The following is an 18178-nucleotide window of genomic DNA, read 5'->3' as shown; positions in this document are numbered from 1 at the left end:
CTGAGACTTCGCGCGACGATAGCACCGGCCCCATCGGCCAGCAAGCGACTTAGAACATCTCGGCGAGCCACTCCCGCATGCGGGTGGTGAGGCGCTGGTAGAGGTTGCCGTGGCTCTCGCCAAAGGGCGCACGCTCAGGAGCCTTGGCGCCGTGCTGCACAAGCCCCACACCGGTGGCGAATTTGGGGTTGCGCACCACGTCGACGAGCCCGCCGATGTTGCGCGGAACACCGCGTCGCACAGGAAGCCCGAGGACCTCCTCGGCGAGCTCCGGCATGCACTCAAGCAGCGTGGTGCCGCCGGTGATCACGACGCCACCGGAGATGAGATCTTCACACCCCGACTCTTTGATCTCGCGGGCCACGTAGGCGAAGATCTCCTCGACGCGGGGCTCGATGATCTCGCTCAAGATCTGGCGGCTCAAGATCCGCGGGGGGCGCCCGCCCACCGAGGGCACCTCGATCGTCTCTTCGGCGCTGACCTTGCCGGTCATCGCGCAGCCGTAGCGCTGTTTGATGCGCTCGGCCTCGGCCATCGGCGTGCGCAGGCCCACGGCGATGTCATTGGTCAGGTGGTTGCCGCCCACCGAGAGCACCGCGGTATGCACGAGGCTGCCCTGGCTGTAGATGGCGATGTCGGTGGTACCGCCGCCGATATCGACCACGGCCACACCGAGCTCTTTCTCGTCGGCGCCGAGCACCGCCTCGCTGCTGGCGAGTTGCTCCAGCACGATGTCGGCCACGTTGAGGCCGCAAGCGTTGGCGCACTTAACGATGTTCTGAACGCTGGTCACCGACGCGGTCACGATGTGGACCTTGGCCTCCAGACGAACCCCGGTCATGCCCAGGGGCTCCTTGATGCCGTCCTGCTCGTCGATGATGTACTCCTGCGGAATCACATGCAGCAGCTGCCGATCCATCGGGATCGCCACGGCGCGCGCCGCGTCGACCACGCGATCGAGATCCCCGCCCTTCACCTCTTTGTCTTTGATGGCGACGATGCCGTGGGAGTTAAAGCCCAGCACGTGGCCGCCGGCGATGCCGGCATGCACCGTATTGACCTCACAGCCCGCCATCAGCTCGGCCTCTTCGACCGCCTTTTTGATCGAGTTGATCGTGGCGTCGATGTTGATCACCACACCCTTGCGCATCCCTTTGGAGGGGTGCGACCCGATCCCGATGACATCGATCCCCTCGGGAGTCACCTCGCCGATGATGCAGGCGATTTTGGTCGTCCCGATATCAAGCCCAACAACAATCTCACCATTTCGTCGATTCGCCATACCGCACCTTCCCTGGTCTCGGCCCGAACCCCGTGCCCTCGCCACCCCACGTAGCGACCATCACGAGTCCAGAAACATCTACAAACGAACTTCCAACAACGTCATTCACAGGAACTTCGCCACGCCTATGGCGAGTCCCCGGTTGAGGCCGCGTCCTCGCGCATCCATGGCTCGGTGCGCGGCCCCACAGTCACACGACTCAAGTCGCGATCCTGGTCGATCAACACATACTCCGCGTCCATCCCTCGCCGAATCAACGAGGTCTGCACGACTTTCAAGCGACTGAGGCGATCCTGCCAGCGGCCCCAGCCAAGTCGAATCTCTGTGCCCGTCTCTGCGGTCACCAGCGAGAGGCCGAGCGCCACGTCGAGATGCAGCTCACTCAGCGGCTGCTGCGCATCAAGCCCCATCGCGTGATAGAGCTCCCACACCGAGAGCGCCTCGAGAAGACGCTGACGCGCCTCATCCTCGACGAGCTCGGCGCGCGTCAGCCCGGTGACAAGCGGCAGCTCCCAGAGCCCGTCGAGGCTGCGCGCGCTGTCCATCGCCAAAAAGACCTCGCCACGGGTATCGGCAAGCCAGATGCCCTCGTCGGCGATCAGCGCGGCGGGCTCGTACTCTTCAATCGTGATGCGCAGGCGGTCGGGCAGGCGACGTTCCACGTCGACCGAGCGCACAAAAGGCAGCACGCTCATTGCGCTCTCAATGCGGCGCGGATCGACGTTGAGGATGTTCTCGCCAGCGACGCGCTCGGCAGCTTCCAGAAGTTCGCGCTCCTCCAGGTAATTGAGCCCCTCGACATCGAGGTAGTTCACCTGGAAGTACTCGCTCTGCATGGTGTGACTGTAGCCCTGAAGCACCAGGTAGGGCAGTCCCAGCCCCACGAGGATCACCGCCAGAGACGTGCCCAGGCGCCGCGCCCACAGCCAGGCCGTCTCTTTGCGGCTGGCCACGCGCTGCTCCCGGGTCGGCTTGCGCCGGTTATGTGCACGTCTCTGAAACACAACCTACTCCCACTACAAGGGCCGCATTGGGTGCGGCCCGCCTGCAACCTCTACAAGGACAACGTCACGTACAGACGCCCACTTAACGCCGGCGATCCAGCCTGGCGCCGGAGAGCATCAACTCCACAAGCTCTTCAAAAGGCACGCCCCGAGCCACGGCCATCTTGGGAACAAGGCTGGTCGCGGTCATCCCCGGGATCGTGTTGACCTCCAGAAAGCGCCCCTGCTCGGTGGTCACATCGCCCTTAAAATCCACTCGCGCTACGCCCCGACATCCCAGCGCGTTGTACGCCAGCCGACCGAGCTCTTCGAGGCGGGCATGCAGCGCCCCCTCTTCCAGCGCGTCGTATCGGGTCTGCTGGCTCTGGTACTTGGCCTCGTAATCGTAGAAGCCCTGCGCCGCGGTGATTTGAATCGCGCCGAGGCATGTGTCGCCAAAAAAGCCGACGGTGTACTCGGGGCCTTCAATATAATCTTCGATGAGCAGCGCCGAGGCCGGGTCGTCACTCAGGTGAGCGCGAAGCTCCCTGATCGCCGCGTGCGCCTCTTCGCTCGTGGTGCAGATGGCCACGCCGAAGCTGCTCCCGGCGTCGTTGAGCTTAACGACCATCGGCAGCTGAACGCCGGCATCGAGGATACGCGCCACGATCGCCTCGTCGTCGCTCTCCGCGACATCGCTCAAACGCAACGCCACACCGCGCGCCACAGGAACGCCCACGTCGGCTGCCAGTTCGCGCGCCCGGGCTTTATCCATCGCCAGCGCCGAGGCCAGCACCCCGCTTCCGGTGTAGGGAATCCCCACGCACTCCAATAGACCCTGGAGCGCGCCGTTTTCGCCAAGTCCGCCGTGGCTGCCGATAATCACTGCGGCCGGCGCGTCCGCCACCAGGCGAGCCACGTCGGTGGCAAGATCGTAGACGGTGACGTCGTAGCCGCGGGCACGCAGCGCGTTCTCAAACGCGGCGCCCGTCTTCAGACTGACTTCGCGCTCGGGCGTGTCACCGCCGGTGATCACACCGACGGGCTTTCCCCGAAATGTCGTTGTAGCAAGCTCGCTGAACATCCGTGTTCACCTTAGCGACTTTTCCTGCTCGATAAGTTGCGCCCACCCGTCAAAACCGACGAAGCGAACCTCCGGCCGAAGCTCCACGCCAAAACGCTCTCGAACCCGATGACGGGCCAACGCCATCAGGGCGATGAAGTCGGCTGCCGTGGCGTCACCGGCGTTGATAAAGAAGTTGGCGTGCAGCTCACTTATCTGCGCGCCGCCTACCCGGTGGCCCTTCAGCCCGACAGCCTCAATGAGGCGGCCGGCGTAATCACCCTGCGGGTTCGCAAAGGTGCTGCCGACACTGGCCAGACGGTAAGGCTGAGTGCGATTTCGACGTTCCTTGTCTTGCCGCACCCGCGACTTCGCCTCTTCGACGTCGCCGCGCTCCACCTTCACCACTCCGCTGAGCACCACATCGCCGTCTTGCAGCCCGGCGTGGCGGTAGCTCAGATCGAGTTCGGATGCCGGGAACGTTCCCACGTGCCAGGCGCCCTGCTCTTCGTCCACACGCGCAATCTCGCAATGCTCGAGAATCTCGGAGAGTTCGCGCTCGCGGGTTCCCGCGTTGAGCGCGACGGCACCTCCGAAGGTGCCCGGGATCAGCGAGAGAAACTCCGCGCCAACCCAACCCTCGCGCAACAACCCTCGCACAAGGTGCGCATTGACCGCTCCCGCACCGACCGTCGCCTGCGTCTCGGACACATGCCACTGCGCAAGCTCGCCGCTCATTCGAACGACCACACCGTCGATGCCCTCGTCGGGAAAGAGCGTGTTGCTCCCGAGTCCGACCCAGACCAGACGGCGCCAATCAGGACCGACCGCCGCCAGAAGAAGCATTGCATCTTCGTGCGAACCCACGTCCACAAAACGCCAGGCGTTGCCACCGATGCGCAACGACGAGCGACGGTAAAGCGGCTCGTCTTCGCGCACGCTGCTCTGGCTGGCCTCGTCTGCAAAACGTTCCAGACGCTCCGACAGAGGAGCTGACGGCTGCTGCCAGGCTATGGTTCTATTCTCGCTCAGCGTGGCCGCTCGCCATTGAAGTGCTCGTTAGTTCCGCCCTTGGGACGATGCAAAGAATACACGAGCACACGGGCCCCGCAACCCGTTCTTTGCCACACACTTTACCCTTAACAATCAACAGGTTACACGCAACACCTGAAGCAAAATTTCAACCTTTTCAGCGCCCCTCAAGAGGGTTCTTGGATCTGAAAAATTGCCTCAAAAGTATTACTTTAACCCGAGCAAACCCCGTTCAGGGTAGCTCTTCGCCGGCCATCGCGAGCAGGCGGGTGGCGATCGTCTTCGCGGCATCGGGACGGCCAATGCGGCGCGCGGCGACGGCGACACGAGAGAGGGCTTCGGGGTTGCGCATCAGCCCGGCGAGCAGGTTGACGGATCGCCCGGAGCCCAACTCGGCGTCGTCGAGCATCACGCCGGCGCCGGCCTCGACCACCGAGCGGGCGTTGAAGCGTTGGTGGTCGTCGGCGGCCTGCGGAAAGGGAACATAGATCGCCGGAATCCCCAGATTGAGCACCTCGGCGATGGTTGTGGCGCCGGCCCGACAGATCAAAAGATCGCACCAGCGATAGGCCTGGGCCATGTCGTCGATGAACTCCTCGACCTCGACCGTTCCTTCGAAACCCTCATAGCGTGGACGTACCGCCTCGGCGCGGTTGCGCCCGGCCTGATGGCGCACCTCGAGACGAGACTGCAAATCGCCCATCGCCTTGAACCAGGAAGGCAGGTGCTCGTTGAAGCTGCCCGCGCCGCCGCTCCCTCCGATGACCAACACGCGGAAGGGACCTTCGGCCGCCGGGGCCTCGTAAGCAAACGTGCGTGCGAGCTCTAAGAGCTCTTCGCGCACCGGGTTCCCGGGCACGGAAAACGAGACGCCTCCGAGGTGCTGAGCGCTCTCCTCGAAGGTCAGAAACGCGTGCGCGACCACGCGAGCGAGCAGCTTGTTCGTCAGCCCGGGGATGGCGTTTTGCTCCATGAGCGCCGAGGGCACCCCGCTGAGCGCGGCGGCCAGGGTGATCGGTCCGGCGGCGTAACCGCCCACACTCACCACCACCGAAGGCGCGAGCTTTTTGATGATGCTCCGCGCCTGAAGTCCGCTGCGGGGAAGGCGCGAGAGACCGCGTACCAACCCCATGGCGCCGCTGCCCTTGAGACCTACCACGTCGACCAGCTCCAGATCATAGCCGAGCCCGGGGATGACGCGGGCCTCAATGCCCCGCTCGGTGCCTACGAAGGTCACGCGTGCGCCAGGGGCCAGACGCTCAAACGCCTGGGCGACGGCCACCCCGGGAAAAAGATGGCCGCCTGTGCCGCCGCCGGCGATCACAAGATGAGGAGGTGCGGACGTGGACGATGTCATGGCGTTGCCTCTTGCGAGAAGAACATGGGTCAGCTGCGAAGATCATCACGGCGTTTGAGGATGTTGCGTCGCTTGCGCTCCCAACGTCGCTCCTCACGGCGCGCAGCGCGGCGATCGCGCTCCTCTTCCCAGGTGTCTTCCTCGTTGCGCGAGATGTTGAGGACGATACCGATCGCAAAGAGACTGATGATCATGGACGTGCCGCCAAACGACACAAAGGGCAAGGTCAGCCCCTTGGTCGGAAGCATGCCCGTGACCACGAAGAGGTTGGCCATGCCCTGCAGCGCAAAGAGCGAGGTGATGCCAAACGCCAGGTACATGCCAAACGCGTCCACAGCGTTGAAAGCCACCCGATAGCCGCGCCAGAGCATGCCGATAAAGAGCGAGAGCAGCACCACCACGCCGATAAATCCGAGCTCCTCGGCGATGATCGTGCCGATGAAGTCATTCCAGAGCTCGGGCACATAGCCCAACTTGCCCGCGCCGTTGCCAAGCCCCCGGCCCGAGAGCCCGCTGGCGCCGATGGCGATGAGCGACTCGCTGATCTGGTAACCGATGTCCTGGCGATGGCTCCACGGGTCGAGGAACGCCAGGATGCGCTTCATGCGATACTCGCTGTTGCTGATCGCCACGTACGCCAGGCCCGCCCCGCACAGGGTCATCACGAGCAGGTAGGAGAAGCGCGCGCCGCTCACGAAAAGCAGCAACATCATCATGCTGATGAGGATGACCGAGCTGCCAAAGTCCGGCTGCAGCATGAGCAGACCGACCATCAATCCGATGATCACCAGGTGAGGCAGAAAACCGATGGTAAACGAGCCCATGCGTTTGGCCTTCTTGCTCACCGAGTAGGCCATGAAGATCACGGCGGTGAGCTTGGCCACCTCAGCCGGCTGAAAGGAGAGCCCGCCCAGGCTAAACCAACGCCGGGCGCCGTTCTGCACCACCCCGACCCCGGGAATGGCCACGAGCACCAGCAGGAGCACCGTGCCCAGCAGGATTGGGTAGACCAGGCGCTTGTACCAGCGGTAGTCGAACTGCAGCGCGAAGATCAGCAGCCCCACCCCGAGCACCACGCGCTGGGTCTGGCTCCACAGGAGCACGTTGTGGGCGGCCATGCGTTGGCTGGCCATCACGGCGCTGGCCGAATAGAGCATCACCAGCCCGTAGGTCACCAGCGCGCCGACAAAGAAGAGTAGCCAGATGTCCCAGCGGCGCTCATTGTCGGCGCCAGACGGGCTGCCGCCACTGCGGCTCGTCTGCCGTGTCAGATGTGAGAGAAGATCGCTCGACATGTGCCCTCCGTGGCCATGACGTCGGTCATCGATTCAAGTGGGGCAGGCCTTAGCGCAGCTTCAGGCTGGCCAGCGCCACCAGGCTGAGCATAATGGCGATGATCCAGAAGCGCACAATAATCTTGGGCTCAGGCCACCCCTTCATCTCAAAGTGGTGATGAATCGGCGCCATACGAAAGACGCGTTTTCCGGTGAGCTTGTAGCTGGTGGTCTGAGTGATGACGCTGAGCGCCTCGACCAGAAAGATGCCGAAGATGATCGTCGAGAGCAGCTCGTGCTTGGTGACCACGGCCAGGGTTCCCAGCGCGCCGCCGAGTGAGAGGCTCCCCACATCGCCCATGAATACCTGCGCCGGGAAGGAGTTGTACCAGAGAAAGCCCACGCCGGCGCCGATGATGGCCGCGCAGAAGATGGCCAGCTCCTGGACGCCCTCCACCTTCGGGATCATCAGGTATTTGGCGACGTCGAAGCGTGAAACCACCTGCACCCCGTCGACCACCTCGGTGTAATGGAGCACCGTGGCGGTGCTCCAGGCGAGGATCAGAAAGGTCCCCGCCGCGATGATCACAGGTCCGATTGCCAGGCCATCGAGCCCGTCGGTGAGGTTGACCGCGTTGGCCGTGCCCACGATCACCAGCATTGCGAAAGGCACATAGATCCACAGCGGCAGCGTCAGGCTGAACTTCTCGGTGCTGACAAAGGGCAGGTAGAGCTCGGTGGAGTAGCTAAACACGTTGCTCTTAAACATCACGAGCATCATCGCGAGCACCACCGCGAACTCAATGCCCAGGCGCGCCTTACCGCTGAGCCCGGCGCTTGAGCGGCCGCGGATCTTCATGTAGTCGTCAAAAAATCCGACCACGGCAAAACACACCGTCACCCCCAGCACGACGCCCACGTAGGGGTTCTTCAGGTCCGCCCACAAAAGTGTGGAGACGACCACGGCAAAGAGGATCAGCACCCCACCCATCGTAGGCGTGCCGGCCTTACTGAAGTGGGATTGAGGCCCGTCGTCGCGAATGACCTGCCCGATCTGCTGCGCCTGGAGCTTTCGGATAAACCAGGGGTAGAGCAAAAAGCTCACCATCAACGAGGTGAGCATCGTGGCGACCACCCGGAAGCTGACGTAGCGAAAGACGTTCATCCAGGTGAATTCGTCTTTGAGCATGAAGAAGAGTTCAAAAAGCATGGCTTATGCCTCGCTGGAGTTGGGGCCCGGCTGGTCTGACCCGGGGTCGTTCGTAAGAGCGTCGACGATGGTCTCCAGTCGACCGCCCCGGCTGCCTTTAAGCAGGACCGCTGCGCCCTGCTGAGCGCCGACCCACGCGATGAGGTCATCGGTGATGGAGCCGAAGGCGCCCACATCGAGCTCCGGCTGCACCTCCCGGGCGCTCTGAGCCATCAGCTCCGAGAAACCGCCGACGAAGGCCAGCCCGTCGATCCCGGGGCGCGTCGCGACCCACCGCGCAAGCTCCGCGTGCGCGCCGGCGGCACCCTCGCCAAGCTCCAACATCTCACCGAGAACCGCATAGCGGCCCTCGCAATGCCGGACGGCCGCCCAGCGCTCAAAGGCCTCCACCGAGGCGCGCACGCTGGACGGGTTGGCGTTGTAGGCGTCATCGAGGATGTGCACACCCCGGACCACGAGCTGGCGAAAGCGCCCTCCCGGCAACATCAGCCGAGCCAGCGCCTCGTTGAGCGCAGCCTCGTCAAGCTCCACCTCGCCGGCCGCCAGCGTGGCCAGCGCCGCTGCGAGGTTGGTCGCATTGTGCATGCCCAGCAGAGGAAGCGACAGGGTGAGATATCTAGAATCAACTTCAAGGCTTACGGCCATGCCCGGCGGCTCTCCGGGCGGACGCTCACGCAGCGAAACGACGCGCACCCGCGCGCCCTCCTCGGCTCCGAAGGACCATCGCTCTCCGGGGAAACCCTCAAGCATCAGTTTATCTTTTTCCCCATAGGGGAAGATGGCATGGGTGTCGGCGTCGGCCTGCTCAAAGAGCTCGGACTTCCCGCGGCGGATGCCCTCCATCGAGCCAAACCCCTCCAGGTGCGCGCTTCCAATCGAGGTGATCACCCTGGCGGCTCCGGGAGCCAGGCGCACAAGGTGGGCAATCTCACCGACGTGGTTTGCGCCCATCTCGCAGATGAGGTGGTCGCAGTCATCGGGGAGTGCGCAGAGGGTGAGCGGAACCCCAATGTGATTGTTTAAGTTTCCGGGCGTCGCCCAGACCTTCCCCCGGGTCGACCAGAGCGCCGAGAGCAGCTCCTTGGTGGTGGTCTTTCCGTTGGAGCCGGTCACCGCCACGGTGTGCAGCCCTTCTAAGGTGGCCTCCTGCCAGAGCGCGTGGCCCAGGCGAGTGAGGGCGTCGAGGGTATCATCCACGACGAGGAGGGGGTGAGAGGGCTCGTCATCGACGCGCGAGTCCCACCAGGCGCGGTCGACGATCGCCGCCGCTGCGCCGCCTTCAAAGGCCGCGTCCACAAAGCGATGCCCGTCAAAGCGCTCGCCACGCAGCGCCACAAAGAGCGCGCCCTGGCCGATGGCGCGGGTGTCGGTGCTGACACCGCTCACACGATCATCGCTCGGTCCATGAAGCGTCGCACCCGCGCGACTTGCGATCTTCTCGAGGGTCCAGCTCGTAATTCGACGTGTGCTCATGCGTCCCCTCGGGTCTGCGGCGCGCGGGTCTGAAGGATCGTCGCGGCGATGGCGGCGTCATCGAAGTGGCGTCGCTCTCCGGCGATCTCCTGGTAGGTCTCGTGGCCTTTGCCGGCGATCAGGACCACATCTTCGGGCGCGGCGTTTGTGACGGCGTGGTGGATCGCCTCTTCGCGCTCCACGATGGTTTCCACGTTTGATGTATCCCGCGGGGCCACCCCTTCGACGATCTGAGCGATGATCGCCGCTGGATCTTCCGACCGGGGGTTATCGGAGGTGATGATCACGTAGTCGCCAAGCTCAGAGGCGATGCGGCCCATCGGGGCACGCTTGTCGCGGTCGCGATCGCCGCCGGCGCCGAAGACCACCCGCAGCTTCCCCTCGACCATCGGGCGCAGGGTTTGAAGCACGCGCTCCAGAGCGTCGGGGGTGTGCGCGTAGTCCACAAAGACCGCCGGGGTGCCCTCGGGGCCGTCGACGCGCTGGAGGCGTCCGCGCACTCCGGAGAGGTTGCGCAACCCTGCGGCGATCGCCTCATCGGCCAGCCCGAGCGCGCGGGCGGCGCCGCTGGCCGCCAGGATGTTGGAGACGTTGAACTCGCCATGAAGGGAGGTCTCAATGGCAAGCTCTCCGTCGGGAGAGAGCAGGGTCAGCGAGGTGCCGTCGATGCGCATCTGCACGTGGGTCGCCCGGAGCTGGGAGGTCGCTGATGACGTGTCGTGTTGAGGAGATGCGCCGTCACCCGCGGCGTACGTGGTCACGCGAAGACGCGCGTCACTGGCGAGGATCGCAGCAAGCGCCCTGCCCTCGGCGTCGTCCATGTTGATGATGGCTTCCCCCGGCACGCCGCGAACCTCCAGACGTTCGGGCAACACCCGCGTAAAGAGCAGTCGCTTGGCGTCGCGATAGGCTTCCATTGTTTTATGAAAGTCGAGATGATCGCGGGTGAGGTTGGTGAAGATCGCCACGTCCACGGCCACTCCGTCAACGCGTCCGAGGGCCAGGCCGTGGCTGGAGATCTCCATGATCACAAGGTCGACGCCGTCGTCGGCCATCTCGCGAAGGCGTCGGTGCAACGCCAGCCCGTCCGGCGTGGTGTTGACGGTCGGCTCTACCCGCTGCTTCCAGCGGTTGTTGATCGTGCCGATGACCCCGACCTCGCGGCCGGCCTCCCGCGCGATGGCCTCGACCAGATAGGACACCGTGGTCTTGCCGTTGGTCCCGGTGATTCCGACAACGTCGAGCCGACGCGAGGGGTGGCCATAAAAGAACGCCCCCAGATGGCCGAGGATCGCGCGTGTGTCGGGCGCGCTGAGCACGGGCACCGCAATCTGCGAGGTGTCGAAGTCCTCATCGACGAGCAGCGCGGCGGCGCCCTGCGCAAGCGCGTTCTCGACAAACCCATGACCGTCAAAACGCTCCCCGCGTACCGCCACAAAGAGCGTTCCCGCCGAGACCTGACGCGAGTCCTGGGTCACCGCGCTCAGAGCGACATCGGCCGCGCCACTGCGCAGCCGTACGCCCTGCTCTCTCAATGCTTCTACAACTTCCATCAACTTCATTGACGCCGACCTCACTGCTGATCCCGACCACCTGCCGAGGGTTCCTCGGCCAGCATTCCATGCCTGCCTCCGGGTGCAAGCGCAAGGTTGAGTACCCCGACCTCCTCCAGCGGTGTCCCCGGCGGAGGATCCTGGCTGATCACACGCCCCCAACCGGTGACCTCGGGCACAAACCCGAACTCCCGGGCACGGTCGATCGCCTGACGCAGCGTCAGCTCGGTGAAGTTGGGCAGCTGGCCCTCGGCGACCTCATCCTCAGTCGGGTCGAGCACGCGCATCGTCGGCAGGGTCACCACATGCTGCGGCGCCGGAGCGGCCGCCTGGCTGGCGAGCGCCTCGGGCGGCTCCTCCTGAAGTTGAAAGCGCTCGCCAGGCGGCAGCGGCATCACCCCGCGCACCCGCAGCGCCTCCGCGGTAATGCGCGCAAACGCCGGGCCAGCGACCGTGCCACCGTAATGCGTCTCCTGAGGCTCATCGATAAAGACCACCACCGCGACCTCGGGCGCCTCAGCCGGCGCATAGCCCACAAAACCGGCGATCCACATATCCGGATCGTAGCGACGCGTCTCCGGGTTGACCTTCTGCGCGGTGCCCGTCTTGGCGGCTACGGTCACATGGGGAATCGCACCTTTTGTGCCCGTGCCCCCCGGGATCGTCACAAGCGACATCGCCCAGGAGACCTGCTCGGCGACCTGCTCCGAGACGACGCGCCGCACCAGCGTGGGCTCCTCGCGCTCCACGATGTTGCCCTCGCGATCGAGGACCGCATCGATGATGCGCGGCTTCATCAAAAGGCCCCCGTTGGCCAGCGCCGCCGTCCCGGCCGCCAGCTGCAGGGGCGTGGTGGTCAAACCCTGTCCAAAGGAGACGTTCGCAAAGGTGATCTCCGGCCAGCGGTCGGCCGGCCACACAAGCCCCGGCTGCTCGCCGCGAAGACCCACGTCGCTGCGCTGACCGAAGCCAAAGGCGCGGATGTAGTTATAAAGCGTCTCTTTTCCGACCTCCTGCGCCAGCTTGTAGGAACCGACATTGCTGGAGACCTGAATAATCTCGGCGGCGGTGAGCTCATCGCGCCGCTTGGTGTCGCGGATCATGTTGCGGCCGATTTGCAGGCGGCCATCCTCAATGTCGTAAACTTTATCGAGGGAGGTTGCCTGCTCCTGAAGCGCGGCCGCCAGCACGAAGGGCTTAAAGACGGAGCCGGGCTCAAAGGTGTCGGTCACCGAGCGCAGACGCCAGTCCGCGCTGGTGTGATGGCGAAAGCGGTTAGGATCAAAGCCCGGCGTGTTGGCCAGGGCCAGGATATCGCCGGTGTGCACGTCCATCGCCACCGCCCAGCCGCCTTTGGCATCAAATTCGGCGACCTGATCGGCCAGCGCCTGCTCGGCTACGCGCTGGATCTTCTCATCGATGGTCAACCGGACGCTGTGGCCCTCAAACTTGCCGAACTGCGGCGCGTCGCTCAGGAGCATCGCTCGCCCGCTGGCGTCGCGCGTCACGCGCATCTCGTAGGTCCCGCCGGCAAGCGTGCGGTCGAGCTGACGCTCCAGCCCTTCAAGGCCCTGGCCGTCGATGCCGACAAAGCCCACGAGCTGACCGGCGATCTCGCGCAGCGGATAATAACGCTTGTACTCCCGGGTGATATGCACGCCGCTGATGTCCAGGCCCCGGATCGCCTCGGCCGCGCTCGGTCGGGTCTGGCGCTCCAGCCAGACGAAGCTCGCGTCGCGGCTCAAACGCGCGACCAGATCCTCGTAGCTCAACTTCAGGTGCGGTTGTAGCTGGCGAGCGACCCGCTCCGGGTTGTCGATGCGACGGGGGTTGGCGTGAATGCTGGGAACTTCGACCGAGACGGCGAGCTCCGCGCCGTTGCGATCAACGATATCGCCGCGGCGCGCCTGCTTGACGACCTCGCGGTTCCATTCGATCGCCGCGCGCTCCTGCAAGATTTCAGATTCGACCGTTTGCAGGTAGTAGACGCGGCCGGCGACGGCCACAAATCCCAGCGTGAAAAAGACCCCCACCATCAAAAAGCGCGCCTTCAGCCAGAAGCGCTCTCGCGGCTCATTGATGTGCTCCATCATCGTGCTCCAGGCGGCCAGATATCGCGCGCGTCAGCGCGTCGCGGTGCTCCCGTCAAAGAGCGCGGCGTGCTCCTGACGATCTCCGGCTTCCAGGTCGATCACAATGACCTGTTCGGGGCGCGCCGGCTCCAGCCCGAACTGCTCGCGGGCGGTCTGCGCGACCAGGTCGGCGCGGCCGTGCATGCTGGCCTCCACGGTCAGCCGCTTATGCTCCTCGAGCAGCTCGCGATGCTCTTCGGTGACCTCGGCGATCGCGTAACCGGTCTGCGTGATCTGATACTCCTGCCAGACATGGAAGAGCAAGAGCGCGCCGGGCACCCCGACGAGCACCAGCACTTTGGAGACCTCCAGAAGATCGCGAAGCGCGCCAATGATATGAGACTTCATACAACTCCTGATCACACATCGCTGCGTGGATGGGGCAACACCTCGATCGCGCGCAGACGCGCGCTCCGGGCGCGGGGGTTTGTTTGAACTTCCTCATCGCCTGCGACCACCGACTGACGGGTGAGCACCTCCACCAGCGGCTCTTTGCCGCAGGCGCAGCGCGGAAAGTCGCGCGGGCAGGTGCAGGGGTCGGCAAGCTCGCGGAAGGTGTGCTTGACGATACGATCCTCGAGGGAGTGGAAACTCACAAAGACCGCACGACCGCCGGGCTTGACGACATCCGGGATCTGACGGACGGCCGCCTCCAGATGCTCGAGCTCGCGGTTCACCGCGATGCGCAGCGCCTGAAAAACGAGCGTGGCCGGGTGGATCTTGCGCGAGCCTCCGCGCTGCTTCGAGGCCACCACATCGGCAAGATCGGTGGTGGTCTTGAGTTCGCCGCGGGAGAACGCCCCGAGAATGGCGCCGGCCACACCCCAGGAGCCGCGAACTTCGCCGTAGACCTTGATCACACGGGCGAGCTCCTCGCGGGAGGTCGTCTCCAGATACTCGGCCAGGGTGGGCACGTCGGGCCCCATGCGCATATCGAGCGGGCCGGGTTGCTGAAAACTAAAGCCTCGCGAGGGCTCATCGAGCTGGTGCGAGCTCACGCCGGCATCGACCAGCCAGCCGTCGGCGAGCGCTCCGCGTTCGGCGAGGATCTCGGCCGCCTGAGCGTAGTTGGCGTTGACGAGCGTGAGGCGCGAGCCGGCCTCCTCGGCCAGACGTTCGCGCACAGCGCTCAGCGCCTCCGGGTCGCGATCGATGGCGATGAGACGCCCATCCGGGGCGCTGCGATCCAGGATCGCCGCGCTGTGACCGCCTCCGCCGGCGGTCCCGTCGACGTAGAGCCCCCCGGGCATGACATTGAGCCAGTGAAGCACTTCCTCGACCATGATCGGGGCGTGGTATTCACTGGCATAAAGATTCGATGACACTGGCGACCTCTCTGACTGCACCTACGGACGCCGCCACGTCGTCGGCTCATATTTATAGCCGGGACGGCTCGCCCTTCCCTGGGCGTCTTGGGATGCGGAGCTCTCACGAGCGCCACAGCCCCTGGCTTCATCCCTGAAGCTCCCGGCCTCCTCATCCCTGAGTCTTACCGCGCGCTCGCTCAATGCGCAGTCCGCTCATCCTTGAGCGTTAAGACGAAGGTCTGTTCTTAAAGACCGAGCTCCGACATCGCCGCGGAGAGCGCCTGCGGGTCCTCCAGCGCGTCTTCGACTGCGCCGTCCCACTTGGCCCGCGACCAGAGCTCGACGGTGTCGAGCTGGCCCACCCAGACACACTCCCGATCGAGCTGCGCGAAATCTCGCATCGCCTGCGGCACCAACAGCCGACCGTGGCTGTCGATGGAGCACTCCACCGCTCCGGCGATGTAGACCCGCTTGAGCTGCTGGACGCTGGGGTTGAACTGAGGGAGCGAACGAACCTTCTCCTCAAAGGCCAACCACTTGTCCATGGGATAAACCACCAGGCATTGCTCAAAGGTGCGCGTCAAGATGAGGCGGTCGGCATGTTCGCCGGTCGGATCGTTTGCGGCCAGCACCTCACGATAGCGAGCCGGGACGCTGATACGCCCCTTCCCGTCCATCGTGTGTTCGTACTGACCTCGAAACATCGCGACACCTGGCTCACATCACCAACCACTCTCCATCCATGGAACCCATCTCAACGTCGGCCGCGCCGTCCCTGGCGCGTTCCGGTCAACGCGTGCTCCACCACCTCGTGCCACCGGATGGGAATTCATCCCACTGAGGGCACTATAGGGGTGGGTGGATCCGCCGTCAAGAAAAGTATTTGACGCGCTCACCCGCATAGAACGTGGGTGATCCGCAGTTTCAATCAGCCCCAAAATAGACCCATTAACCCTTTAAAAACAACAACTTAACACACAAAAGAACACCTCCTCATACCTGACAAAACGCCGCAAAAGCGATCTGTGGGAGAAGGTGGGAGCGCAGGGTGGGATCGCCTCCCAAACGCCATCGGCGCGTCGACGCACACGTACACCAACGTGTTGACGACAGCGGCATCAAACACTCTCAGGGGGATAAAGTGGCACAGGGGGGATAAAGTGGCACAGGGGGGATGAAGTGGCACAGGGGGGATGAAGTGGCACAGGGGGGATGAAGTGGCACAGGGGGGATGAAGTGGCACAGGGGGGATGAAGTGGCACAGGGGGGATGAAGTGGCACACGAAAAATGAGGCGCCACATGGGGGATGAGGTGCCACAGAGCAAAAAACCCGCCTCCCTGGCGGGAAGCGGGTCCTGAAGGCGAAGCCGGCGCCGGGCGCCGGGCTCAAACCTTACGCGTCCTGGTCGTACTTGATGTACTTCGGAAGCACGCGAACTTTCTTGTGCTCCTGAACTTCCAGCTCGACGGTATCTTCGATCGGCACCATCTGCTTGGACACAAAGCACATGATCTTTTCGCCGCTCAGCTTGGTAGCTTCGCCGTCGGCCGGCGCGTTGGTGGTCTCTTCAGCCATGGTCATCTCCTTAAAATCTATAGCACTGGGCTGTGGGCGTCTCCCTTGCCGCTGGCGAGGGGGAACGGGTCAGGCAGGCCGGATGAGCTAACAGGCATTGGGAGCGGCGTCAACTCTGCACGCCCTCAACTGCCTCGACGTGCTCGGCAAGATCACAAACCTCTACGTCGAGAACGTCGTCTTCGAAGGATGCGAGTCGCGGATTCAGGGCTCCGACGAAGAGGCTCATCGGGGCATCACGTTGCGCCGCTCCATGCTGCTGGATGCTCATCTCGGCGAGCCCGTCGACGAGGCCGAAGACTGGCGTGCCACCCATGAGAACCGGATCTCGGCGGTGTACATCTCAAACGTCGACGGCATCTTCATCGACGAATGCTATGCCGATACCAACGGGTGGCAGCCCGGCTACGATCCGGAGGCTGGCCCCGGGCCGCAGCCGCCCTCGAAGTACTCGCATAACTTCTATCTTCAGGGGGACAACTCCAACGTGGTGCTGCGCGGATCGATCTCCTCGCGTGGCGCCTCATTCGGCGCCCAGGTTCGCAGCGGCGGCATTGTCCAGGACAACGTCTTCATCGCCAACAACGCCGCCTACTTCACCGGCACGGGCACGCCATCGCTCGTCGAGCGCAACGTTGTGACCATCGCCGGCAACAAGGTCGCGTTCGACATCGGCGCGCGAGGCTGGGGGCTTGATACCAAAAGCGTGTCCGGCTCGGTGCTGCGAGATAATGTGGTCATCCACAGCGTGGATCCTCTCGACAGCGCGACGGAAGATTTCGCAAGCGGTGCCATCTCCAACACCACCGGGGTCACCGCCGAAAGCAATGTGGTATGGAACTGGGGATCGAGTGAGAACTCGCCAGCCTCGCTGCCCGACGGCGTTCAGGGTGACGCCATCTCACTGCTGAACTACATCGCGCCGACCCCTATCGGGGACACTGATCTCGACGCGTTCGACCGGCACCTGCGTCAGCGCGACCGCGACAACTGGCCGGCCTACCTAAGCGCACAGGCGATCATCGAGCACTTCTCGGTCCTGCGCCAACCTCAATGATGGTGTTGTTGCGATGAAGGCAGCGGGCGTTGCTGCGCCCTTAGCGAGCCAGATAACCGCCATCCACCGGGTAGTATCCCCCGGTCACAAAACTCGCCTCATCACTGGCCAGAAATGCCGCCATACGGGCCACTTCTTCAGGCCTGGCGATACGCCCGATGGGATGCGCCCCCACGATCGCCTCGTAGGTGCTTTCATCGTCTTTGATCTTCTGGATGAGGGGTGTATCGACAAAGCCCGGCCCTATTGCGTTGATGCGCACACCGTAGTGCGAATACTCCAGCGCCGCGGTCTTCGTTAGTCCCACCAGGCCATGCTTTGCGGCCACATAGGCCGGTGCCATCGCAAACCCGACCGCGCCCAGAATCGAGGCCACGTTAACAATCGCCCCGGAGCGCGCGCGGACCATATGGCGAAGTTGATGTTTCATGCACAAAAAGGGGCCGGTGAGGTTGACGTTGAGTACCTGCTGCCACTCCTCCAGGGTGTAGTCATGGGTGGGTTTCTGGGCTCCGCCGATACCTGCATTGTTGACGCCGATATCCAGGTTACCGAAAGCGTCCACTGCGGCGCTCATCAACGCGGCCACCTGCTCTGAATCGGTGACGTCACAGGCGACAAAACGCGCGCTGCCGCCGGCCCGCTCGATCGCCTCGACCACCTCTTCGCCCCCGGTGTCCGGAAGGTCGGAGACCACAACCTTTGCCCCTTTTGAAGCAAAGATCTCGGCACACGCCTGACCGATGCCCCGTGATGCCCCTGTGATGACAGCGACCTTTCCCGACAACGACTTCATCGAACCTCCTGCAGCTTGTGACTGATGCGTGAGCTTCAAGTTGTGCGCACCCTGCCGGGTCGGTCAACGGGGGGACCTTCCG

16 protein-coding genes are annotated in these 18178 nt (G+C 64.0%); 1 reads left to right on the top strand and 15 read right to left on the bottom strand.

Annotated features, from left to right (window positions below):
- Positions 1 to 49: 49 nt before the first annotated feature.
- The 14 genes from ftsA to FRC96_RS06145 all read right to left on the bottom strand — a co-directional run bounded on the left by ftsA (position 50) and on the right by FRC96_RS06145 (position 16243).
- Entirely contained in the window at positions 50 to 1282 is a 1233-nt protein-coding gene (gene ftsA, locus FRC96_RS06210; protein ID WP_115602784.1) for a cell division protein FtsA, read from the bottom strand.
- A gap of 125 nt (positions 1283 to 1407) precedes the next feature.
- Positions 1408 to 2286 (bottom strand): cell division protein FtsQ/DivIB, encoded by an 879-nt coding sequence (locus FRC96_RS06205; protein WP_146973638.1) that lies wholly within the window; start codon positions 2284 to 2286, stop codon positions 1408 to 1410.
- An 82-nt stretch (positions 2287 to 2368) separates the two neighbouring features.
- Entirely contained in the window at positions 2369 to 3349 is a 981-nt protein-coding gene (locus FRC96_RS06200; RefSeq protein WP_146973637.1) for a D-alanine--D-alanine ligase, read from the bottom strand.
- Positions 3350 to 3355: 6 nt separating this feature from the next.
- Positions 3356 to 4303, bottom strand: a complete 948-nt coding sequence (gene murB, locus FRC96_RS06195) for a UDP-N-acetylmuramate dehydrogenase (protein ID WP_283808890.1) — start codon at positions 4301 to 4303, stop codon at positions 3356 to 3358.
- A 289-nt stretch (positions 4304 to 4592) separates the two neighbouring features.
- Entirely contained in the window at positions 4593 to 5717 is a 1125-nt protein-coding gene (gene murG, locus FRC96_RS06190) for an undecaprenyldiphospho-muramoylpentapeptide beta-N-acetylglucosaminyltransferase (RefSeq protein WP_146973635.1), read from the bottom strand.
- Positions 5718 to 5746: 29 nt separating this feature from the next.
- Positions 5747 to 7012: a putative lipid II flippase FtsW gene (ftsW, locus tag FRC96_RS06185; protein WP_146973634.1), complete on the bottom strand. Its 1266-nt coding sequence runs from the start codon at positions 7010 to 7012 to the stop codon at positions 5747 to 5749.
- A gap of 49 nt (positions 7013 to 7061) precedes the next feature.
- Positions 7062 to 8201, bottom strand: coding sequence for a phospho-N-acetylmuramoyl-pentapeptide-transferase (gene mraY, locus FRC96_RS06180; RefSeq protein ID WP_146973633.1), 1140 nt, complete (start codon positions 8199 to 8201; stop codon positions 7062 to 7064).
- A 3-nt stretch (positions 8202 to 8204) separates the two neighbouring features.
- The gene (locus FRC96_RS06175) at positions 8205 to 9674 is read right to left on the bottom strand and encodes a UDP-N-acetylmuramoyl-tripeptide--D-alanyl-D-alanine ligase (protein WP_146973632.1); all 1470 of its coding nucleotides are present in this window, start codon (positions 9672 to 9674) and stop codon (positions 8205 to 8207) included.
- Positions 9671 to 11227 (bottom strand): UDP-N-acetylmuramoyl-L-alanyl-D-glutamate--2,6-diaminopimelate ligase, encoded by a 1557-nt coding sequence (locus FRC96_RS06170; protein ID WP_230469936.1) that lies wholly within the window; start codon positions 11225 to 11227, stop codon positions 9671 to 9673. The genes FRC96_RS06175 and FRC96_RS06170 overlap by 4 nt, the downstream gene beginning before the upstream one ends.
- Before the next feature lie 20 nt (positions 11228 to 11247).
- Positions 11248 to 13320 carry a penicillin-binding transpeptidase domain-containing protein gene (locus FRC96_RS06165; RefSeq protein ID WP_146973630.1) on the bottom strand — a complete coding sequence of 691 codons (2073 nt, stop codon included), beginning with the start codon at positions 13318 to 13320 and terminating at the stop codon, positions 11248 to 11250.
- A 30-nt stretch (positions 13321 to 13350) separates the two neighbouring features.
- The gene (locus tag FRC96_RS06160; protein ID WP_146973629.1) at positions 13351 to 13707 is read right to left on the bottom strand and encodes a cell division protein FtsL; all 357 of its coding nucleotides are present in this window, start codon (positions 13705 to 13707) and stop codon (positions 13351 to 13353) included.
- 11 nt (positions 13708 to 13718) lie between these two features.
- Positions 13719 to 14684: a 16S rRNA (cytosine(1402)-N(4))-methyltransferase RsmH gene (rsmH, locus tag FRC96_RS06155; protein WP_230469935.1), complete on the bottom strand. Its 966-nt coding sequence runs from the start codon at positions 14682 to 14684 to the stop codon at positions 13719 to 13721.
- Between the two features lie 227 nt (positions 14685 to 14911).
- Positions 14912 to 15370: a division/cell wall cluster transcriptional repressor MraZ gene (mraZ, locus tag FRC96_RS06150; RefSeq protein WP_146973628.1), complete on the bottom strand. Its 459-nt coding sequence runs from the start codon at positions 15368 to 15370 to the stop codon at positions 14912 to 14914.
- 690 nt (positions 15371 to 16060) lie between these two features.
- A complete protein-coding gene (locus FRC96_RS06145; protein WP_146973627.1) occupies positions 16061 to 16243 on the bottom strand; it encodes a hypothetical protein in 183 nt (60 codons plus the stop codon).
- 97 nt (positions 16244 to 16340) lie between these two features.
- Here FRC96_RS06145 and FRC96_RS06140 point away from each other — a divergent pair, with 97 nt between their 5' ends.
- Positions 16341 to 17300, top strand: a complete 960-nt coding sequence (locus tag FRC96_RS06140; protein ID WP_146973626.1) for a hypothetical protein — start codon at positions 16341 to 16343, stop codon at positions 17298 to 17300.
- A gap of 40 nt (positions 17301 to 17340) precedes the next feature.
- Here the strand turns inward: FRC96_RS06140 and FRC96_RS06135 are convergent, their stop codons facing one another.
- Positions 17341 to 18096, bottom strand: a complete 756-nt coding sequence (locus FRC96_RS06135) for an SDR family NAD(P)-dependent oxidoreductase (protein WP_146973625.1) — start codon at positions 18094 to 18096, stop codon at positions 17341 to 17343.
- Between the last annotated feature and the right edge of the window lie 82 nt (positions 18097 to 18178).

The organism is Lujinxingia vulgaris (assembly GCF_007997005.1).
GTDB lineage: Bacteria > Myxococcota_A > Bradymonadia > Bradymonadales > Bradymonadaceae > Lujinxingia.
This window is presented reverse-complemented; position numbering and strand designations above follow the sequence as displayed.

Bases quoted from the DNA above. Each gene is read 5' to 3' on its own strand.
- FRC96_RS06175 (WP_146973632.1), bottom strand. From the start codon at position 9,674: ATGAGCACACGTCGAATTACGAGCTGGACCCTCGAGAAGATCGCAAGT.
- ftsW (WP_146973634.1), bottom strand. From the start codon at position 7,012: ATGTCGAGCGATCTTCTCTCACATCTGACACGGCAGACGAGCCGCAGT.
- FRC96_RS06170 (WP_230469936.1), bottom strand. From the start codon at position 11,227: ATGGAAGTTGTAGAAGCATTGAGAGAGCAGGGCGTACGGCTGCGCAGT.
- mraY (WP_146973633.1), bottom strand. From the start codon at position 8,201: ATGCTTTTTGAACTCTTCTTCATGCTCAAAGACGAATTCACCTGGATG.
- mraZ (WP_146973628.1), bottom strand. From the start codon at position 15,370: ATGTTTCGAGGTCAGTACGAACACACGATGGACGGGAAGGGGCGTATC.
- FRC96_RS06160 (WP_146973629.1), bottom strand. From the start codon at position 13,707: ATGAAGTCTCATATCATTGGCGCGCTTCGCGATCTTCTGGAGGTCTCC.
- FRC96_RS06135 (WP_146973625.1), bottom strand. From the start codon at position 18,096: ATGAAGTCGTTGTCGGGAAAGGTCGCTGTCATCACAGGGGCATCACGG.
- FRC96_RS06145 (WP_146973627.1), bottom strand. From the start codon at position 16,243: ATGGCTGAAGAGACCACCAACGCGCCGGCCGACGGCGAAGCTACCAAG.
- ftsA (WP_115602784.1), bottom strand. From the start codon at position 1,282: ATGGCGAATCGACGAAATGGTGAGATTGTTGTTGGGCTTGATATCGGG.
- FRC96_RS06200 (WP_146973637.1), bottom strand. From the start codon at position 3,349: ATGTTCAGCGAGCTTGCTACAACGACATTTCGGGGAAAGCCCGTCGGT.
- FRC96_RS06165 (WP_146973630.1), bottom strand. From the start codon at position 13,320: ATGATGGAGCACATCAATGAGCCGCGAGAGCGCTTCTGGCTGAAGGCG.
- murG (WP_146973635.1), bottom strand. From the start codon at position 5,717: ATGACATCGTCCACGTCCGCACCTCCTCATCTTGTGATCGCCGGCGGC.